The sequence below is a fragment of the Neobacillus sp. B24 genome (genome assembly GCF_055381825.1).
Map to the genome: position 1 here is coordinate 2799546 of NZ_AP035777.1, position 21732 is coordinate 2821277.

The following is a 21732-nucleotide window of genomic DNA, read 5'->3' on the forward strand; positions in this document are numbered from 1 at the left end:
TTATTATTTTTTGCAAACAATTAAAACAAAAAAAGGCCCAGGTTTAGTACCTGGAACCTTACCTATCTTCATCCTCGATTGTTTCCATCAATTTAAACAGAAACCGATAGATCAACTGATAGCCTTCACCAATCGACATGTTTTCATCAAAGCCTTCTAGTGAATTTAACGCAAAGTTTAAATCCCACAGGCCTTCCTGGCTGTTAAACATTAAATCAAAGCTGTTATCCTCATTATGTATATGTGCACGTAAGTAATGTCTAAGCGTTTTGTCGTATTTCTTTTGCAGCTTTAACCCGAGCATGACATCATACGTACCGAAAACATCATCCATTTCAATCGATACTGACTCGACTCGTACTACATCAAACCATTTTGATTCCAGATAGATAAATTCATTTTTATGTTTATTTAGAAACACAAGCGGCTGGGTTAAAAATTCTCCCGATTCATTGCGAATCAAATTCTCTGTTTCTTTATCACAACGTTCAATATAGGCATCCTCGAACCGTAGACCAGCTTCTTTCTCGACTAATGGCGTTTCAATCAATTGATGCTTTTCTGCATATTCCTTTTCTTCCTTAAAAATTGGTTCATCGGAAAGATATTGCTTTATTTTATCCTTTAACATGCGTTATTCCTCCATTATAAATGTTTCACCATTATTTTGAGTGATTTTATCAATAATAGCAAATAAAGGCGGCCTATTACGGCCGCCTCTATATAATGTTTAATTTTCTGCCAGTTTTGGGGAGATTTTTTGCTCCCCTGTGGGTTTGATTTCACCTGGGTCCTCGGCCTGTTTTGCACGTTTAATAAACAAGGATAACACGATGGCCACTGCTGCGATAAAGGTCGCGATTAAGAAAGCATAGTTAATCCCTTCCAATGTCGAATTCAGCATTATATCTTGTTTCATTTGCGCAATTACTTCAGGAGTTGGCTGCTGAGTCAGATTTTTCATAGCCTCTTCACCCAGCTCTTTGGCTTTGGATTCAGCACGGTTGGACATGATTGTTACCAGCAGTGCTGTCCCAATCGCACCTGCTACCTGGTTTAAGGTATTGTTCATCGCAGTACCGTGCGGATAAAAACGGCCAGGCAATTGATTAAGTCCATTTGTTGAAACAGGCATCATTACCATCGACATACCGAACATCCGGATGGCATGAAGAATCACTAAATAGGTATATGGTGTATCAAGTGTTAATTGACTTAAAAAATAAGTGCCTACAGTCATAATAGTTAAACCGGCAACAGCTAAAGGACGTCCGCCAATTTTATCAAACAGCTTTCCTGTGATCGGTGACATAAATGCCATCACAAGTGCTCCAGGAAGCAGCATCAGACCTGCATCCATTGGAGAAATCCCTCTAAGTGTTTGCACATAAATAGGCAGTAGCAGCATTCCAGAGAACATCGCCATGTTTACGACCATCGTAATCGCTGAAGATAAAGCAAACATAGGGTACTTATAAATTCGGAAGTTCAATAATGGTTGTTCTTGTTTTATGGAACGCAAGATAAACACAATCAATGAAATGGCACCGATGGCAATCGTTCCATATACTTGAGGGCTATCCCAGCCTTTATTTCCAGCAGAACTGAATCCATATAGAATACCACCGAAACCTACACACGATAACGTTAGTGATAATAAATCAAGGCGGATATTGATTTTTTCTTTTTTATCTTTCAGCAAGAAGAAGCCGATTAAGATCACTACAATGGCGATTGGGGTAATAAAATGGAATAGCATTCTCCAATCGTAGTGTTCAATAATCCAGCCGGACAAGGTCGGACCAATCGCTGGTGCTGCCATCAAGATTAATCCAAAGACACCCATTGCTGCCCCACGTCTTTCTATTGGGAAGCTGACTAACATAACGTTCATTAACAATGGCATCATGATGGCAGAACCTGAAGCCTGAATCATCCTGCCGGCAAGTAATAGCGGGAAGGCGTGGGCAAATCCAGCAAGGATCGTACCTAGCGTGAATAACCCCATAGCTGCTAGGAATAAGTGCCGGACTGAAAATTTTTGAATTAAGTAAGCGGTAGATGGAATTAAAATCCCGTTGACTAACATAAATCCAGTGGTCATCCACTGAACCGTCGCCGCATTGACATCTAAATCTTTCATAATCGATGGCAGAGCAATATTTAGTAAAGTATTATTTAAGAATGCAATAAACGCACCAATCATGAGAACCGCAATAATTCCATATGGCGGACGACTAGTGTGATTTACGGTTTTCTCCATTGAGTTTCCCCCTTTAAACTAATTGTTCATTTTTTTATACCCCTATTTCATACTTACCTATATTATACTCCCGGTTCATTTTTTGCAATAAAAAAATCTTGCATTTTTTATGGGTTTGTCAGAATTTAAAAAATAAGTTACTATATTTTTATACTAGTGGTATAAAGTGAAACTTCCATCAGAGGGGTGTAATTCAGCCCCCGCTGATGGTTAGTTGAACCAATCCGACCTTTACGGGCAGTTGAACCCCAATTTAGTTTCTCGTATCTCAGAATTTTAAGATGGGGGTCTTACTGCCCGTTCAGGCGGGACAAAAAGAATTCAAGGTGATATTGATGAACGAACGAAAGCGGCATGTCCTGAACAAAGCACATCAGCTTTTTATTGAAAAAGGATTTCAAGCAACCTCGATTCAGGATATATTGGAATACAGCGGTATTTCAAAGGGTACATTTTATAATTATTTCTCTTCCAAGAGTGAATTATTAATTGCCATTATCAAAAAGTCTGTAGCTGACATGGAAATACTGCGCAATGACTTATTAATGGGCCAATCGCCTTCAGATATTGAAGTGTTTATAAAACAAATCGATCTACAATTAAAGATGAATCGAAAAAATAATCTGATTACGCTATTCGAAGAAGTAATGGTTTCAGATGACAAAGACCTGAAGCAATTTATTAAAAAAGGGCAAATAAAAACCATCCGTTGGCTTTACCAACGGTTCATCGACCTTTTTGGGGAGGAAAAGAAACCGTTTCTATTAGATAGTGCGATTATGTTCATGGGCATTCTCCGCGAAAATCTTAAATACAATTATTTGGCCCATCAAACAAATTCCAATATTAGTGATGTGGTCCGATACTCGGTGGATCGTTTGGTAAAAATCGTGGATGAAGTTTCTGAAACGGGTGAACAATTAATCAAGCCAGAATTATTAGATGCTTGGCTGCCCAGTAAGAAGCCTGGCGCTTCATTTAAAAAGCAGTTCCATCAACATGTTGTATCATTAAAAAATAGTCTGGCATGGTTTGATAAACAGGAATGCATGTCCGAATGGCTTACGTTTATTGAAGAAGAAATGCTGGATTCAAAAAATCCGCGCCGGTACCTGATTGAAAGCACGATGGCAGCGTTAAAATCGAACAATGATCCAATATGGGAAAAAAATTTGCTTCAGCTTGAGCAATTAGTTGTTGATTATTTTAAACAGATGGATGAGATGAAAGAAAATGGATGAGAGGCTGTCATTGTGACAGCCTCTTTTTTGAATAGATGGATATGTAAGGACACTTCTATTGAAAGAACGCCTTTTGAATTTCCCAAATGAAATAATGCTTCGAGTATTGCCTGACTTCGACCACCGCATCCTCACCATCTTTAGAAAAAATCAATCCCGAGCCCATTTGTTCCTGATACTTCCAGCCTTTCGCCTTCATATATTCCTTCACAACATCATACGTGTTATTCCCTGTACTTTGGGATAAATACCTGCTTCTCTTTTCTGTTTTTGAGAATTGAACATATTTGGAATCACCAAACTGAAGTTTAGCGGCAGAAACCAGTAGAGGCACCGGATTTCCCTCTTGGAAAATAACTGGACCAAAAGCGCTAATGAAAAGACCAGTCCCGATGATTATTGTGATCAGAAATGGAAGTATATATTTTTTAATCCGTTCCACCCAACCCCTCCTAAAACACCCATATATATAATATGACGATTGTACTGGTCGTTTTGTTCCGGAAAAAATGGAAATTTTTTAAATAAATGAAAAACACTCTTCTTGCGATTAGCACTAAGAGTGTTTTTTTCCTATTGCTGTTTTAAAAATGTACTAGGCATTGATACAGCAATTACTTCTCCGCAGGCACAAAGCACATCATTGGCATACACTTCCGTGTCCACTTTGAATTTTTTCGGGTGGATTTCGGTTACCGTGCCAATTGCTTTAAGCTGTACCCCATGCGGTGTTGGCTTCACGAAACTTACATTTAAATTACCAGTGACAAATCGAGGCGGTTCCGTCCCATCGCCAGGTTCATTACCATTTTTTCTATGGAGTGCCAATGATGCCGAACCAGTGCCATGGCAATCAATAAGCGAGGCGATTAGGCCGCCATAAACAAACCCCGTCGCTGCCAATTGTTCCGGTTTTGGCGTGTAAATTGTGACCGTTTGTTCCCCTTGCCAGCCTGTGCGAAAATGATGCCCTGATTCATTTAAGCGTCCGCATCCATAGCACCAAGCAATTTCATCTGGATAATAATCTTGAATGGCTTTTTCAATTATTTCTTTCATTGGTCCCTCCATTAGACTTTCTTTAATAAATCTCGACTTAATTCTGCAGCAGACGTCTTGCCCGACAAAGCCAGAGTTAAATCAAAATCTGCAATCAAATTGCGCAGCACCTGTTTGACACCCTCTTCTCCGGCCAATGCCAAACCGTACATGTACGGTCTGCCGACTAAGACAGCTTTTGCGCCTAATGCCAGTGCCTTGAGAATATCGGATCCTCTGCGAATGCCGCTGTCCATTAAGACCGGAATTTTGCCTTCCACAGCATCAACTACATCAGGCAGAGCATCAATGGCAGCGATTGCTCCATCCACCTGTCTGCCGCCATGATTGCTGACAACAAGTCCGTCGACCCCATGCTCCACTGCAAGCTTCGCATCTTCTGGGTGCAATATTCCTTTTAATAAAATTGGCAGAGAAGTTTGACCTTTAATAAACTCCAAGTCCTTCCATGTTAACGTTGGATTGCCAAACACCCGCGCCCACAGCATAATTGCTGCTCTCATGTCCTCTTGCGGTGATTTTTCCAAGCGGGAACAGAAAACAGGATCGGATAAATAATTGCCAATCCCTTCTCCTTCAAGGAATGGCAAATAGGCATTCTCGATATCCTTTTCCCGCCATGCCATCATTGGGGTATCGAGGGTGATAACAATTGCGTCATAGCCTGCGGCTTCCGCACGTTTGACCATGCTGGCAGCAATTTCACGGTCATTGCTCCAGTATAATTGATACCAACGCTGGCCCTGTCCCATTTCTCCGGCCACTTTTTCCAGGCTGTATGTAGAGGCGGTACTGGCGATGAACGGAACTTCCATGGCCGCTGCCGCTCTTGCAGTCGCCAACTCCCCTTCAGGATGAACAATCGACTGGACTCCTACCGGCGCTAGTAGTACGGGATAGGATAATTTCTTGCCAAATAACTCGATACTTAAATCTCTATTTGAGGTATCACAGAGCATCCGCGGGACAATTTGCCACTTTTCAAAAGCTTTATTGTTTTGCTTTGCAGTCACCTCTGCACCTGCTGATGCCGCTACATAATAATACGGTTTTGCTTCGAGGTGTTCCTTTGCTTTTGCTTCTAATTCCTCATAGGAAACTGGAACAATATTTTTCTCAAATTGCTGGTAAACCTTAAACTGGACAGAATTGCCGAAACTCACTCTTTTCCTCCCCCTTTTCGTAAACGCTTCCATAATCATGATAGCATTGGAAAAATAAACTGGTCAATAAATTGACATAATATTTCAAAAGTAAAAAGATTGCACATAATGAATTTGAGTTTAAGGAATTGTTGGAATTTTTACAAATGTTTTCCCGTAAAAGCTATTGACTTAATTTTCGTACAAATAATATGATAATACTTAGTACCACGAAATATCTTTAGGGGGCATTAATAAATGGAGAAAACAGTAGAGAAACGACTTACCCGCTCCGAGGTTCCGGAGGAATTGACCTGGAATCTGGTTGATCTATTTCCGACCGAACAGGCTTGGGAAGCAGAACTGGAAGTGATTGATAAAAAAATCGCTGAATTTGATAGTTTCAAAGGAACATTACATACTGATTCAAAGGCATTATTGAATTGCTTGGAAGCGCAGGAACAGCTGTCAATGCGCTTGATCAAAGCAGCGACATATGCCCATTTAAAACAATCTGCTGATGGTACAGACCCGGTCAACCAGGCAAATTCAGCAAAATTTGCCGCTTTACGAACAAAGAGTTTAGCTGCTCTTTCCTTCATTAATTCAGAAATTCTTGAGCTTGGAGAAGGAACTGTTGATAAATTTTTGAAGGTCGAACCAGGTTTGGAGGCCTTCCGAAAAAATCTGCACGAGCTTTTGGAATCAAAAAAGTATCGGCTTTCTCCGGAAACGGAAGAAGTGCTGGCAGCACTTGGGCAAGTTCATGAAGCTCCCTACCAAATCTACCAAATGGCAAAACTGGCAGATATGGACTTTGATCCTATCGCTGATGCCAATGGGAATGAACTATCTGTCTCTTTTGCCCTGTTTGAAAATCGTTATGAATTTTCTCCTGATACAGAGGTTCGCAGAAAATCCTACCAATCATTTGTGTCAACACTTAAAAAATATACTAATACAATCGCGGCAACATATGCTACTGAAGTGAAAAAGCAAGTGACACTCGCACGCCTGCGCAATTATGAATCTGTCACCCATATGCTGTTGGAACCGCAGCAGGTATCACTTGAAATGTATAATAATCAGATTGATATTATTTATAAAGAATTAGCACCACATATGCGCAGATTCGCGGAGTTGAAGAAAAGGGTACTAGGCTTGGATCAGATGATGTTCTGCGATTTAAAAGCACCGCTTGATGCTGATTTTAATCCTAAAACTACGTTTGAAGAAGCGAGCCAATTAATTTCAGATTCCTTGAGGGTCATGGGACCGGAGTACAGCGAAATCATCCAAAGAGGATTTAAGGAAAGATGGGTAGACCAGGCGGACAATGTCGGCAAATCAACAGGAGCGTTCTGCTCAAGCCCGTATGGTGCACATCCTTACATCCTGATTACCTGGCAGGATAATATGCGCGGCTGCTTTACGTTGGCTCATGAATTCGGTCATGCTGGACACTTCTATTTGGCCAATAAAAATCAGCGAATTATGAATGTCCGTCCGTCGATGTATTTTATCGAAGCACCGTCAACAATGAATGAAATGCTATTGGGGCAGCATTTATTGGGGAAATATAAAGATGATGTACAAATGCGCCGCTGGGTCATCCTGCAGCTTCTAGGGACTTACTATCATAACTTTGTCACCCATTTGCTGGAAGCAGAATACCAACGCCGGGTTTATGCGCTTGCAGAGAATGGCTCCGCCTTGACTGCAAAGACGTTAACAGAGGTTACAGGTTCGGTGTTATCCGAGTTCTGGGGCGATACTGTGGAAATTGATGAAGGAGCAAGTTTGACTTGGATGCGCCAGCCGCACTATTACATGGGGCTGTATCCATACACATACTCTGCAGGTTTAACTGTTTCAACAGCCGTCGCCCAAATGATTCAAGAAGAAGGTCAACCAGTTGTTGACAGATGGCTCGAGGTCCTCCGCGCCGGTGGAACCATGAAACCACTTGAGCTAATCAAGCACGCCGGACTCGACATGTCCAAACCTGATGCAATCCGTAAGGCAGTAACATATGTCGGTTCGCTTATTGATGAATTAGAAAGATCATATAATTAATTTGGTGTCAGGCACCAAAAAAAGACAAGTTAGGCCTTTGTCCACCTCGAGTGGACAAATGGCCTTTTTCATTATATAAACATTTTCTATAACAACTCTTTTACCTTGTCTACTACTTCTATTAGAATTTTCTTGTTTACATGACCAAACTTTTTCTTTACGATATTTTGGGAAAGTGTATAGATTTTGTCAGCTTTAACAGCAGAGGTTATTTTAAGCTCCCCCTCCTTCAAATCATCGCTAGTAATTATGATGGAATAGTCGATGTTTCTTAAATGTGAGGTAATTGCGGAAACTAGGAAATCTTGCGATGTGGAATTAAAGTAGTCATTCGATATTACTAATACTGGACGTTGCTTCTTTGTAGATAAATCAGTGAACGGTACGGGGATTAAAAGTATGTCACCTTGTTTATACATCATTCCATACCCCATCATCAATGTCATTATCCCAAAAATCCAAACTGCTTTCACTTGCCTTTGATAAGTCGTTGTAAAGCTTTTTTTCTTTCTTATCTCTTAAATACCGTGCAAAATCCAAAATTTTAGCCAAGTCACTTTCAGGGATTTCATCAATAATTTTCAAGAGCTTTTCTTTTTCAGCGTTCATTATTCAACAACTCCCTTCTATGTATAATCACCTTATTATACCATTAAACACAAATTATCAACCCGCTATACAATTTAAAATAACATCCTCTTTTCATTCATTTTACTAATTTAAAAAGGGTGTCAGGCAATGCCTGACACCCTTTTTCTCTTTATTAGACTCCTTTGTAAGCCAAACGATAGATTTCTGCTAATTCGGTTACAAGCGGCAGTTTTGGATTGGCTGTGGTGCATTGGTCTTCGAATGCACGGTCGGCCAGATAATCGACTTTGCTTTCGAATTCGGCTTGATCAATGCCGTTTGTCTCCAGGCTCATCGGTATGTCTAGTTCCTTAGCTAATTCAATAATCGCCCCAACGAGACTATTAACGCCTTCTTCTGTCGTGCTTGCCGGTAACCCTAGCAATCTGGCAATTTCAGCATAGCGTTTGTCTGCAATGAAGTGCTTGTATTTAGGGAACGCTGTAAACTTTACAGGCTTTGTTGCATTGTAACGAATTACATGTGGCAGCATCACTGTATTGGCTCGGCCGTGCGCAATATGGAATTCTGCACCAAGCTTGTGTGCCAAGCTGTGGTTAATACCCAATAATGCATTCGCAAACGCCATTCCGGCAATCGTGGATGCATTATGCATTTTCTCACGCGCTTCTTCATCATTCCCATTTCTATAGGCTCTTGGCAGATATTCAAACACAAGCTGGATGGCTCTCATCGCGAGACCGTCTGTATAGTCATTAGCCATGCAGGAAACATAGGCTTCAATTGCATGTGTCAGCACATCCATTCCAGTATCCGCTGTAATATGTTTTGGAACGGTCATGACAAACTGCGGGTCAATAATGGCCACGTCCGGAGTCAATTCATAATCAGCCAATGGATACTTCACATTCGCTTCCTTATCGGTAATAACCGAGAAAGACGTTACTTCAGAACCTGTTCCGGATGTTGTTGGGATCGCGACAAACTGTGCTTTCGAGCCCAAATGCGGGTATTTCACAATCCGTTTGCGGATATCTAAGAACTTCTGCTTTAACCCGAAGAAATCAGCATCAGGATGTTCAAAGAACAACCACATTCCTTTTGCAGCATCCATCGCTGAACCACCGCCAAGCGCAATGATGACATCTGGCTGGAATTTCGCCATCATTTCGGCACCCTTCATGACCGTTTCAATGGATGGGTCGGGCTCTACCTCAGAGAATATTTCACAGTGGACATAATCAGGACGCTTTCTTAAATAGTAGAGAACCTTATCCACATAGCCCAGTTTCACCATACCCGGGTCGGTTACTATGAATGCCTTTGAGATATTCGGCATTTTTGCCAAGTATTGAGTGGAATTCTTTTCAAAATAGATTTTCGGTGGAACTTTAAACCATTGCATATTCACGTTTCGTTTCGCAACCTTTTTAATATTTACTAGGTGAATGGCGCCAACGTTTGTCGATACAGAGTTCCCCCCATAGGTCCCACAACCTAGTGTCAGTGATGGAATATAAGCATTATAGATATCACCAATCGCACCTTGTGAAGATGGAGCGTTGACAATAATCCGGCCCGCCTTCATCCGTAAGCCAAATTGGCGAATCATCTCATCATTGGTAGTATGAATAACAGCAGAGTGGCCGAGGCCGCCAAATTCGAGCATTTCTTCAGCACGTTTCAAGCCTTCTTCCAAGCTGCTTACCTTGTAACAAGCTAATACTGGACTTAATTTTTCTCTTGATAGCGGATAATCAGGTCCGACACCCTGTAATTCTGCTATTAAAATTTTTGTGCCTTCTGGAACTTCCACACCGGCCATTTGGGCAATTTTGAAAGCTGGCATCCCGACAATATCAGCATTAACCGCACAAGTATTTTCGTTAATTACTAGTTTTTCAACCTTTTTCTTTTCCGCTTTATTCAAGAAGTAGCATTTATTCGCGATCATTTCGCCTTTGACTTCATCATAAATATCCTGATCAATGATGACTGCCTGCTCGGAAGCACAAATCATTCCATTGTCAAATGTTTTGGATAAAATTAAATCGTTAACGGCTTGCTTCAGGTTTGCACTTTTTTCTATATAGCAAGGAACATTCCCAGGTCCTACTCCGAGGGCTGGTTTTCCTGAGCTATAGGCTGATTTCACCATGCCTGAACCGCCAGTTGCGAGAATAAGCGAGATTTTTGGATGGTTCATTAACGTTTGAGTTGCCTGGACAGATGGTGTTTCAATCCACTGAATGCAATTTTCCGGTGCCCCTGCTTTGGTAGCTGCGTCTCTTAACACTCGTGCGGCTTCACTGCTTGACTTCTGTGCCGATGGATGGAAAGCAAACACAATCGGGTTCCGTGTTTTAATAGAAATTAACGCCTTGAACATAGTCGTTGAGGTTGGGTTTGTTACAGGAGTAACTCCTGCGATGACGCCAACCGGTTCAGCAATTTCCATGATGCCTTCCAATTCATTTTCGTTGATGACACCGACTGTTTTGTTGTATTTAATATTGTGATAGACATATTCTGTCGCGAACATATTCTTGATGATTTTATCTTCATAAACGCCGCGTTTTGTTTCTTCCACAGCCAGTTTAGCCAGCGGCATATGCTGATCAAGTCCCGCCAATGCCATTTGCTTCACAATCTCATCGATTTGTACTTGATCCAAATTGCGGAATTCATTCAATGCCTTTAGCCCATTATCTACTAATGTATCAATCATTTCGGTGACACTTTGTACTTTTTCTTCAACAGCAGTCATGTACAAACACTCCCTAGTCTCAATTATGATTAAGTATGTGAAATTATTCACATACAGGGTTACGAGGAATTTTTTCAAAAGAGATATCAGTCATTACCTTCGAGCTTCTTTTGACGATAATGACAAAGTTAACGGTCCAAATATAGGCAGGAATCTGATCATCATCTTTAAACATCATTGCTTCAAATTCGTCGCCGATAATGTCTTCGAATACTTCTTGAGTGTAAACTTCTGCATCTGTCGAAAATACTTTCCATTCACAAACCATCATTTTGTATCACTCCTTGTTCCTTTATGTCTCTAATTTATCATAAGATAAGGCACTTTAGTTTGTGAAATATTGAACAAACTTTGAATAAAATATAAACAAAATGTTCATATTGAAAACACTTTAAATAAACATTATCTAGAAACCGCTTCCAAAATCCAACGAAAAAGACTGTGACATAAGTATCACAGTCTTCTCCATGCTGCACAGCTTATTGCAATTTCTTAATTCGATTTTGAAGCTCATAAGTGAAAGGTTTTGGTTGTGCCATAATGTAGTTAACAAGCACATCTAAATCAACAGGGCCGACTTCCTTGTTTTGCGCTTGGGTAAATACCGTAAAGCCGTCCCCTCCGCCTGATAAAAAGATGTTAGCTGCCACAGTGTACGATTTGTTAGGATCGATTGCGGAACCATCAGGCAGTTTAATGTCTACTACACGTCGTCCGATAGGTTTTGTTGAATCCCACGTGTAATTTAAACCGGAAATTTGCAGCATTGTACTCTTGGATGCGCTCCATTGCTGGTTTAATAGGGCGCGAATTTGCTCCCCCGTCATCGTCATTTTTACCATTTCATTATTAAACGGCTGAACTGTATAGACTTCGCCCCAAGTGATCTCACCTGCATCAATGTCGGCACGAATACCGCCAGGATTCATGAAGGCAAAATCAGTTTTCAGTTGGCTTCGCTGCGCGTCGGCAATAAAGTCTCCCAACACCGATTCTCCATTTTCATTTTGCAACGCTGTTAGAGGTGTAGAAGTTGCCCCAACGACACGGTTTACAATCGGTTCAATTTTAGCTTCGTAACCCTCAACCATTTGCTTTATTTCAGGGTCGGGTTGTATTCCTTCGTGGAAGGTCGTGACAATTTCTGCCCTTTTCGAGACAATATCCTTTGTTTTCGGATCAATCTCAATATCTACATCGGAAAAAGCTGTGCCATATGAATAAGCTTGAACGATCAATTTATTATCAATCGTGGCATTCATATAGGCATGATTATGCCCGCCAAAAATTACATCCACTTCATCGTCTACAGAATTGGCGATATTCACAAGCTGGCCTGTTGGGTTTTCCCCATTCGGCCCGGAAGTGCCTGGATTGTGTGCTAACACTACAATGGCCTTTACCCCTTGTTTTTTCAACTCTGCTACATTTCGGTTAATCGCCTCCACCTCATCCGTGAACTTTAGGCCGGCCACACCACTTGGAACGACAACGGTTGGTGTTTCTGTTGTCACGACACCGATAAAGCCGATTGGCATTCCGTTAACCCTAGTGACATGATAAGGCGGCAGTATCGTTTTACCTGTTTTTTCATTCACCACATTAGCCACTACCCAAGGGAATTTGGACCCCGCAAAGTTACCCGTTTTAAGGTGAGAACCGCCATTAATCAGCCGCAGTAGTTCATTGACGCCCTCATCGAATTCATGATTCCCAACCGTGCCAATAGCGAAGCCCATTCTGTTCAAAAATTCGATGGTAGGCTCGTCCTGCAATAGTGCTGAAACCGGCGGGCTTGCCCCAACCATATCCCCGTCTTGGACCAGAAGTGTGTTTTTGTTTTCTGCAGCCCGTTGTTTTAAATAAGCAGCTAAATAATCAGCCCGACCGGTATCCTTGCCGCCTACCTTCCGAGTTACATTTAATTGTCCGTGCAAATCGTTAATACCTAATAGTTGAACCTGAATATAGCGCTGATTCGGAGCAGGTGGCTTTTGCTTTTTCTGCTTGGTTTCCGGACGATTCGAAATATGACCATGATATTCTTCCGATAAACCCTGGTCGCCCTGCCGATTTTGCCTGGCTGCTTCAACATCCTGATTCTTGGAAACATCAGTTTCGGGACCATTTTCTTTCACAGCATGGGCCGAAACAGACAAATCCCCTGACCAGCCCAATAAAGAACAAATGATTATAGCGATTAAACTTTTATTCATCCATTTCATTCTTGATCCTCCTATATTTTACTATCAAACCAAAGCTATTTTTCGCATAGATTTGGAAGAATATTCATATAAAATCGCATTTTCACTATGACCATTTTAAGTAACATTTTCTCTGCGAAAGTAAATACTTCAAAAAGCACAAAAAAGCCAAAAGCATCGACAACGGGATGCTTTTGGCTTCATTATCATTGCTTGGATTTCGATGCGGCGTGGCCCAAAAAACCGCCCCCAATGGCACAAGCAATCATCATAACAATCCCGGAGAAAAACTGCGGGAACACTCCTCGAAACCATTCCATCATACTAAAGGCAATAGACCAGCTAAGTCCGAATCCAATTGTCCCCCATAGCACAAAGTCTTTGAAATTACGAAAAACAACTCCGAGCAGGAGACCGCCAGTAAAACCCATGAATAAACCAATAAACAAATACTTAAATGGAAGTTCAAAGAATGTTAGGAACACAAAAATCGGAACTGCAAACCCAATGAAAAATCCAATTCCGCCTAAGAGACCTGCTAACAGTATTAACTTAGGACTGCGGGTGGGAATGGCCAAAAATGCACTGCCCAAAAATCCCATTAATAGAAATGACTGAACCATGTAGTCACCCGCAAAACCCGCAATTAATCCCCCCAGACCAAAACCAATTGCCCCATAAAGTTTATAGGACATCGCTCCATCCTCCTTGACCCCATTTGAAACTGCAAGGCTATTTTCGTTTTGGAATAATTAACACCGGTACTTGGGATTCATGGAGGACTCCGTTTGAAACACTCCCCAGTACAGTACCCTTAATTAATCCTATGCCGCGAGACCCAATTACGATATACTGAACCGATAATTCTTTTGCCAGTTTGCAAATTTGCTGCGTTGGATCACCGATACGCAGGACCAATTCATGATCGACTTTTTGCGCCTGCATAAAATCAGCCGCATATTTTGTCGCTTCCATAAACATTTCCTTTTGATATTCTTTAATTAGTTCATCATTAATAAATAATCTTGTGTGAAAAAAATTGTAGGAAGGCTGCACATTTACTAAGAAAAGCTTACTTTGATACGCCTCTGCCAAGTGAACGGCTTCCTTTAAGGCTTCAAGCGAATTCTCCGATCCATCAATCCCGACCAATATTCGATTTTTCATGCCTCTTCCCTCCTAAAAAATTTTAGAAATGCCAAAAGACCTTTTGACATTGTTCAAAAGATCTAGCGAGTAACATGGTGTAAATGTAACCACATACTATATAGTTGGCGAAGGGATTCACCCTCACTTTTATTGTATGTAAAATTTACCAATAATACAATGTGAAGGTTTGAACAATTTGTGACTTTACCCCTTTTTAAACAGCTACACCACTACAATTTATGGTTTAATTGAATTAGATAGATTTTCCATTTTAAATATTTTGGAAGGGTGAAGTTTCATGTGGCATACCAAGAGTAATGCCGAAGTGTTCAAAGTGTTAAAGACCAATTTCTTTACTGGACTTTCCAGCAAGGAAGCACAAGTACGCCTCCACCGTTACGGCCCCAATGAATTTAGCGACCACACAAAACCATCATTATGGAAACTATTTTTCGAACAAATCAACAGCCCTCTTATTTACATCCTTATTGTTGCAGCCTTGATTTCCATCTTTGTCGGCGAGTACAGTGATGCCATCATTATCGTAATTGTGATTCTGCTCAATTCTATAATCGGGGTCATTCAAGAAGCTAAAGCTGAGAAAGCCCTAGAGGAACTGAAAAAGATGACCACACCCAAAGCAGTAGTCAAAAGGGACGGAACGATAGGTGAAATCCCTTCGGAGCAACTGGTACCCGGTGATATTGTCATCATCGATGCAGGACGGTTTATCCCCGCTGACCTGCGGATAGTTGAAACTGCCAATTTAAAAATTGAGGAATCCTCATTAACCGGAGAATCAGTTCCAGTCGATAAACAGGCTGACTGGCAGGGTGAGGACGATATTCCCATTGCCGATCAACAAAATATGGCGTTTATGTCGACGCTGTCAACCTATGGCCGTGGTGTCGGGGTTGTGGTAAACACAGGAATGAGTACGGAAATTGGCAAGATTGCCAGCATGTTGGGGAACCAAAAACGGGAAATGACGCCTTTGCAGGTAAAATTGGCAGAACTCGGGAAAATCCTTGGGATTGGGGCCGTACTGATTTCCGCCGTCATCTTTTTAATTGGCTATTTTCAGGGCAGAGAGGCACTGGATATGTTTCTGATTGCCGTAAGCCTTGCTGTAGCAGCCATCCCGGAAGGACTCCCTGCGATTGTCACGATCGTCCTCGCCCTTGGTGTCCAACGGATGATCAAACGGCGTGCCGTCGTAAGAAAGCTCCCCGCTGTAGAAACATTAGGTGCGGTCAGTGTCATTTGTTCCGATAAGACAGGAACACTGACACAAAATAAAATGACGGTCACAAACGTTTGGACGAATGGCAAGTATGCTTCACTTTCTTCTTTTAAAATACAAAATCCATCCGATCAATTATTTTTCGAAGCCATTTTGTTGTGCAATGACGCCATTGTGACAAAAAGCGAACAAACCGGAGACCCTACCGAAATCGCGTTGGTAACGGCAGCACAAAAAATGGGCTTGTCAAAGCAACAAATGGAGAATGACTATCCACGTGTATTTGAAGTCCCGTTTGATTCAGAACGAAAAATGATGACCACTGTCCACCAGAAGGATGACTCCTACATTGCCATGGTTAAAGGAGCGCTAGAATGCATTTTGCCGGAAACAATCCATATCATGAACAATGATGAAAAAATTCCTGCCACAGCTCATGAATGCGAGAGAATAAAAAACCAAGCGGATAGGATGTCCCATGAGGCGCTAAGGGTGCTGGCTATTGCTTATAAAGAGGTGAATTCCCCTGATGAATTTACTAAAGAGAAGCTTGAAAGCGGTCTTACTTTACTAGGGTTAACAGGAATGATTGACCCGCCAAGGGAAGAAGTAAAAGCATCGATTGCCCAATGTAAAGATGCCGGAATCCGCACTGTGATAATTACTGGTGACCATCAAAAAACTGCCTTCGCGATTGCCAAAGAACTTGGGATTGCAGAAGATGAAAAAGAAACAATCTCAGGGGCAGAACTCGATAACTTGACAGAAAGTGAATGGACAGAAAAGGTGAAACGAATTTCTGTGTTTGCCCGTGTTTCCCCTGAACATAAAGTAAAAATTGTCAAGGCGCTGAAGACAACCGGCGAGATCGCCTCAATGACCGGTGATGGTGTCAATGATGCTCCGTCGCTTCAACAGGCTGATGTGGGTGTGGCAATGGGCATGAGCGGAACTGATGTTGCCAAGGGGGCTGCCGATATCGTACTCACCGATGACAATTTTTCTACGATTGTCGCGGCTGTTGAGGAAGGTAGAAATATTTATCAAAATATAAAAAAAGCAATACTATTCCTTCTATCCTGCAATTTAGGTGAAATTATCACCCTATTCTTTGCCATTTTACTTGGCTGGCCCGCCCCATTGACAGCGATTCATATTTTATGGGTCAATTTAATTACCGATACCCTCCCTGCCATCTCACTCGGTCTTGACCCGGATGATCCTGATGTGATGAAAGATAAACCGCGGTCAATAAAAGAAAGCATTTTTGCACAAGGAAGCGGTACCTACACATTGGTGAATGGTTTGGTTATTGGTGTCATCACACTATTTGGCTTTATTGCCGGCCTGTCGCTGTACACAGGGGCGGGTTCGATATTTTCAATTGACTTTAATCATATTCCGGCAGATGCACTCATCCACGCGCAGACGATGGCGTTTATTACGCTAAGTATTTCGCAGCTATTCCACTCGCTTAACCTGCGGAATAATCATAAATCGATTTTTCAGATCGGGCTTTTGACCAATAAGTACTTGCTTGGTTCCATTCTACTGGGCATAGCGATTCAAGCCGTTTTAGTCAACAGCACTGTTTTCAATAGAATATTTGAAATCAGAGTACTAACGATTAAGGATTGGCTCCTGGTCCTTGCCCTTTCCCTATTGCCGGTCATGCTCAACGAGCTTTGGAAAGCGGGAAACAGGGTTTTCCTTCCACCGATTAGTTCCAACCGCAAAAAGACTGACAGTTTCTAATCAAAGAAGGCCAATTCACGGGTGGAATTGGCCTTTTTTATACTACTTTCGCTTCTTACCACTCCCCCCTTGTCTTAAAATTTGCACAATAAATGTACGGCTAAAATGAGAAATAGGCGGAGAATTTCCTGCTAATGGTTTAGGGGAAGCCAAAACAGCGGATATAGGCGGAGAATTTCCGGTTAACGTCTCTAAATAAGACAAAATCCAATGTTTTCGTTAATATAAGCGGAAAAACTCCTCCTATTTTCAAGGAAATAAGGGTATTTCCCAATTTAGCCGGAATTTATCCGTTTATTTTTTCAGACACAGTGAAATCATATACAGTTACCTCTTTATATCAATAAAAGGACCTCCAAACTACCATACAATTTGAAGGTCATTTACCATCAAAAATAAAAACCTCCCAAGCCTAAAATTAGGAGGTCAACCATTTCCTTATTTACGTTTTTTATTTGCTGACTTCGTTAATCTGCCTAATAGGAAAGCACCTGCAGCAACACCAATAACGGTATTGGTTTTTTTGTTAAACACCTGCTTGGCAACAAGATTTAAGTTTTGCGGTCTTTCCGCCAACCGGCGCATAAAATAGCCATACCAGTCATTGCCAAATGGCACATACGTACAGAAATTATAGCCTTCTTTAGCCAGCTGCAACTGAAGCTCTTTTCTGAAGCCATACAGCATTTGGAACTCAAATTTATCATTTGGAATATTGTTCTTTTTCACAAACTGCTTTACATGATTAATAATCCGGTGGTCATGGGTTGCAATCGATGTAAATTTGCCATTTAACAAATGCCATTCAATTAGCTTGATATAGTTTTCATCAATTTCCTGCTTTTCCTGGTAAGCAATCTCTGCCGATTCTTTATAAGCACCTTTAACTAGGCGGATGCGGTAATTCTGATATCTTTCCAAGTACTCCAATGCTTTATGGAAGTAAGCCTGAATAACCGTACCGACATTATCAAATTCGACTGAAAGATCATCCAACAGATCAAAAGTAGGCTGGAGATGTTTGAAATCCTCCATATCGATGTTCACGAACATATTATATTGACTGGCCTTCGCAACGATTTCTCTTACATTGCTTAAGCAGAAAGCATATTCGATATCAAGGCCAAGTTGAGTTGGTTTTAAGGAAATATGAGCATCTGCTCCATTCTGATGAATCGCATCAATCACTTGCAAGATTTGATCTTTAGCAACAGTTGCCTCTTCCTCTTTAAAAACAAATTCCCCGAGGTTATCAACTGTACAAGAAATACCTTGGGCATTAAGCTCCTTAATACTTTTAATTGCTTCCTCGATATTGGTACCAGCCACAACACTTTGCGCCCCTAGTTTTAAACCATACTTCTTGGCCGTGCTGTTTAGAAATTGATTTTGTGATAAGCCCATGAAAAAATCTTTCAACATCCTGATTGCTCCTTACCATACTGGTGTTTTATTACGATAAGATAATTATAGCATACGCTTACATAAAAGATTATTTTGAGAATTTTCTCAATTTCAAACCAAAAAAAAGACCACCCGATGAGTGGCTTAAGTTACAATATTTTTAGTGCAATCCATTTATTAAAAGATTTCCGAAATTCTCCATTGGTGATGGCTTTGCGTACAAGTACCCTTGTACCTGATGGCAATTATGCTCCTGTAAAAATAACAATTCCTCCATTGTCTCTACACCCTCGGCAATCACATCCGTTTTTAACAGATGGGCAAGCTGGATCATCGCCGCGGTAATTCCGGCATTATCAGATTGACAGGAAATGTCATGAATAAACGACCGGTCGATTTTAATTCCGTCTAGTCTAAATGATTTTAAATAGGAAAACGAAGAGTAACCCGTCCCAAAGTCATCAATATAAATCTTAATTCCCAATTTTTTCAGTTCACCTATTGTTTCATTGACATCTACTTCATTGCGCATCAATGAATTTTCGGTAATTTCAAATTCTAACAGACAGCCGTCCAAACTGAATTCCTCGAGAAGTCCGCGAACACTTTCCGCAAAATCCTTTTGGAAAAACCGCTGTGGACTAATGTTAATACTGATTGGCACTAATGGAATTCCTTCATTTCGCCATTGTACCAATTGTTCACAAACCTTCCGTTTCACCCATTTGCCAATAGGAATAATCAAACCCGTTTCTTCGGCAATCGGGATGAACTGTGAGGGAGGGATCAGTCCAAATTCAGGGTGATTCCAACGAATCAAAGCCTCGGCACTGACAATTTTATTGTGACGCGCATCTACCCGCGGCTGCAGGTAAACTAGAAATTCATTATTTAATAATGCCTTTCGCAAATCCCTTTCAAGGAAAAACGACTGAAAGCTCTTTGAATCCATGATGGATGAATAAATTTGACAATTATTTCTGCCTTGGTCTTTCGCTTTATATAGTGCGATATCAGCATGCTTCATTAAATCAACGACTGTTTGTCCGTTATCAGGAAAAAGGCTTATCCCGATACTTGCTGTAACGTATAGCTCATATTCCTTTATAAAAAATGGCTCTGTTAAACGATCCAATAATTCTTCACCAAAGATAACAGCCTCTTGATCCTGCTGTATAACGGGGCAAAGAACCATAAATTCATCTCCACCCATGCGGGCAATCGCCTTATCTTTACCGATATGCCCCTTTAACCGGGAGGCAAGCTGTTCCAATAGGCGGTCACCAATTAAATGACCTAAAGTGTCATTGATGTTTTTAAACCGATCCAAATCAATATACATGACGGCAAGCTTTTGGTTTCTAGATTTTGCATGTTGGATTGCTCCCGTTAGCTTTTCTTCAAATCCTCTTCTATTGAGAAGTTTCGTTAGTTCATCATGACGTGCAAAATAGGCATTTAGTTCCTGGACTCTTTTTTGTTCCGATATATCCTTACCGAGCATATAAATCCCACTAATCTGATTGTCCATTATAATGGGAAGAAAGGTTAGATTTAGGTAAATTTTTCGGCCGTTTTGATGAAAAACGACGGTTTCAAAGTTCTGTGGTTCACCCTTAAGTGCTTTCTCAAAATAATCAATTGCCAACCCTTGGTATTCTTGCGGTATGAGATGCACCAAGGCCATTTCTTGTAGTGCTTCACTTGAATACCCGACAATTTTTTCCACAGCGGGATTCAAATTAATAACATTGCCGGTTGTATCGAAGGTGAACACCGCCTCTTGACTATGCTCAAATAGTGACTGATACAGCAATTGGTTCTCCTGAAGCTGTCTTTGGGTTATTCTTAATTCTGTCAAGTCATGGATATAACCTAATAACTCAACAACCCTATTGTCCTTATAGATAGGGGTCACATCAACATATAACAGCCTGCCTCCCAGTTCTATTTCATATTGAACCCGATTTCCTTTAAAGGCAAAATGATATTTTTCCAGCTTATAGCTGGCGATTTCAAATGGAAATATATCATAGGGAGTTTTATTTCTATGCTGTTCAGTACTCAACCCCAGTTTATATAGTAGTCTTCCTTCGGCCATTGTATAAATAATGTCGCCGCTTTCAGTTTGTCTCATCTTAAAAATGCCATTTTCAAGATTTTTTACAGTTTGGTAAAAGTCATCCTGAAGCGCCTTTTGCAGGGCTGCCTCCATTTGCTTCTGCTTGGTAATGTCAACGCGAATAGAAATATAACGCTGCGGTTTGCCTTTTTCATTTAGGATGGGAACGATGGTCGTATGCACCCAGTACAGACTGCCATCCTTTGCTTTATTTTTGATTTCTCCTTTCCAAACCCTGCCTGTAGCGATTGTCGACCATAAATCGCGAAAAAAATCTTTAGAATGATAGCCTGAATTAAGAATTCGATGGTCCTGTCCAATCAATTCTTCTTTGTTATATTTGGAGATGTCGCAAAATTTTTTATTAACTATCTGAATGATACCCTTATGATCAGTAATGGCGATAATCGAAGATTCATCCAGGGCATATTTTAAATCTAATAATTCCTTATTTAATGTAATGATGTCGTGGTAACGATCCATTTCAATTATACTCATTTCGGGGCTCTCCTTAATAGACTTGTCCCAAATGTACATAATACTCCGCCTTACCAGATAGTATACAAGGGGCACAGTAATCTAAAACATTATACAACTTCATTCTACCAAAATCGACATAAATCTTATGCATCAAAAGACCTGAAAAAATAGGACTTCACAGAAGATTCATATATTTCCAATGAAAGGGTTGAAATTTCTCTTAAACTCAAAAAAAA

General features: G+C 40.9%; 17 protein-coding genes. 3 read left to right on the forward strand and 14 right to left on the reverse strand.

Features of this window, described 5'->3' with window-relative positions; genetic code table 11:
- Positions 1–58: 58 nt before the first annotated feature.
- Positions 59–631 (reverse strand): branched-chain amino acid aminotransferase, encoded by a 573-nt coding sequence (locus ACZ43M_RS13800; RefSeq protein WP_464503137.1) that lies wholly within the window; start codon positions 629–631, stop codon positions 59–61.
- Between the two features lie 99 nt (positions 632–730).
- Positions 731–2263 (reverse strand): MDR family MFS transporter, encoded by a 1533-nt coding sequence (locus ACZ43M_RS13805; protein WP_464503138.1) that lies wholly within the window; start codon positions 2261–2263, stop codon positions 731–733.
- Between the two features lie 335 nt (positions 2264–2598).
- On the opposite strand from ACZ43M_RS13805, the gene ACZ43M_RS13810 reads away from it, so the two are divergent.
- Positions 2599–3504, forward strand: a complete 906-nt coding sequence (locus ACZ43M_RS13810) for a TetR/AcrR family transcriptional regulator (protein ID WP_464503139.1) — start codon at positions 2599–2601, stop codon at positions 3502–3504.
- A gap of 55 nt (positions 3505–3559) precedes the next feature.
- Here the strand turns inward: ACZ43M_RS13810 and ACZ43M_RS13815 are convergent, their stop codons facing one another.
- From ACZ43M_RS13815 to ACZ43M_RS13825, 3 genes are all read right to left on the reverse strand, one after another.
- A complete protein-coding gene (locus tag ACZ43M_RS13815; RefSeq protein WP_464503140.1) occupies positions 3560–3946 on the reverse strand; it encodes a hypothetical protein in 387 nt (128 codons plus the stop codon).
- A gap of 131 nt (positions 3947–4077) precedes the next feature.
- On the reverse strand, positions 4078–4563 hold the full coding sequence (locus tag ACZ43M_RS13820; protein WP_464503141.1) for a PaaI family thioesterase: 486 nt from the start codon (positions 4561–4563) through the stop codon (positions 4078–4080).
- A gap of 11 nt (positions 4564–4574) precedes the next feature.
- Positions 4575–5726, reverse strand: coding sequence for a lactate 2-monooxygenase (locus ACZ43M_RS13825; RefSeq protein ID WP_464503142.1), 1152 nt, complete (start codon positions 5724–5726; stop codon positions 4575–4577).
- Positions 5727–5963: 237 nt separating this feature from the next.
- Here ACZ43M_RS13825 and pepF point away from each other — a divergent pair, with 237 nt between their 5' ends.
- Entirely contained in the window at positions 5964–7781 is a 1818-nt protein-coding gene (gene pepF, locus ACZ43M_RS13830) for an oligoendopeptidase F (protein ID WP_464503143.1), read from the forward strand.
- An 86-nt stretch (positions 7782–7867) separates the two neighbouring features.
- Here pepF and ACZ43M_RS13835 read toward each other — a convergent pair whose 3' ends face one another.
- The 7 genes from ACZ43M_RS13835 to ACZ43M_RS13865 all read right to left on the reverse strand — a co-directional run bounded on the left by ACZ43M_RS13835 (position 7868) and on the right by ACZ43M_RS13865 (position 14510).
- Positions 7868–8203, reverse strand: coding sequence for a type II toxin-antitoxin system PemK/MazF family toxin (locus ACZ43M_RS13835; RefSeq protein WP_464503144.1), 336 nt, complete (start codon positions 8201–8203; stop codon positions 7868–7870).
- Positions 8193–8390, reverse strand: coding sequence for a DUF2281 domain-containing protein (locus ACZ43M_RS13840; RefSeq protein ID WP_464503145.1), 198 nt, complete (start codon positions 8388–8390; stop codon positions 8193–8195). Before ACZ43M_RS13840 ends, ACZ43M_RS13835 begins: the two co-directional genes overlap by 11 nt.
- Before the next feature lie 154 nt (positions 8391–8544).
- Positions 8545–11139 carry a bifunctional acetaldehyde-CoA/alcohol dehydrogenase gene (adhE, locus tag ACZ43M_RS13845; protein WP_464503146.1) on the reverse strand — a complete coding sequence of 865 codons (2595 nt, stop codon included), beginning with the start codon at positions 11137–11139 and terminating at the stop codon, positions 8545–8547.
- Between the two features lie 43 nt (positions 11140–11182).
- Positions 11183–11410, reverse strand: a complete 228-nt coding sequence (locus ACZ43M_RS13850) for a hypothetical protein (protein WP_464503147.1) — start codon at positions 11408–11410, stop codon at positions 11183–11185.
- A 208-nt stretch (positions 11411–11618) separates the two neighbouring features.
- Complete coding sequence (locus ACZ43M_RS13855) at positions 11619–13364, reverse strand: bifunctional metallophosphatase/5'-nucleotidase (RefSeq protein WP_464503148.1); 1746 nt, start codon at positions 13362–13364, stop codon at positions 11619–11621.
- A gap of 185 nt (positions 13365–13549) precedes the next feature.
- Positions 13550–14038: a hypothetical protein gene (locus ACZ43M_RS13860; protein ID WP_464503149.1), complete on the reverse strand. Its 489-nt coding sequence runs from the start codon at positions 14036–14038 to the stop codon at positions 13550–13552.
- A gap of 37 nt (positions 14039–14075) precedes the next feature.
- Positions 14076–14510, reverse strand: a complete 435-nt coding sequence (locus ACZ43M_RS13865; RefSeq protein ID WP_464503150.1) for a universal stress protein — start codon at positions 14508–14510, stop codon at positions 14076–14078.
- Between the two features lie 280 nt (positions 14511–14790).
- Between ACZ43M_RS13865 and ACZ43M_RS13870 the strand changes: the two genes are divergently transcribed.
- Complete coding sequence (locus ACZ43M_RS13870; RefSeq protein ID WP_464503151.1) at positions 14791–17490, forward strand: cation-translocating P-type ATPase; 2700 nt, start codon at positions 14791–14793, stop codon at positions 17488–17490.
- A 438-nt stretch (positions 17491–17928) separates the two neighbouring features.
- On the opposite strand, the gene ACZ43M_RS13875 is transcribed toward ACZ43M_RS13870, so the two are convergent.
- Positions 17929–18912 carry a proline dehydrogenase family protein gene (locus tag ACZ43M_RS13875; RefSeq protein WP_464503152.1) on the reverse strand — a complete coding sequence of 328 codons (984 nt, stop codon included), beginning with the start codon at positions 18910–18912 and terminating at the stop codon, positions 17929–17931.
- A gap of 142 nt (positions 18913–19054) precedes the next feature.
- Positions 19055–21514 (reverse strand): sensor domain-containing protein, encoded by a 2460-nt coding sequence (locus ACZ43M_RS13880; protein WP_464503153.1) that lies wholly within the window; start codon positions 21512–21514, stop codon positions 19055–19057.
- Positions 21515–21732 lie beyond the last annotated feature (218 nt).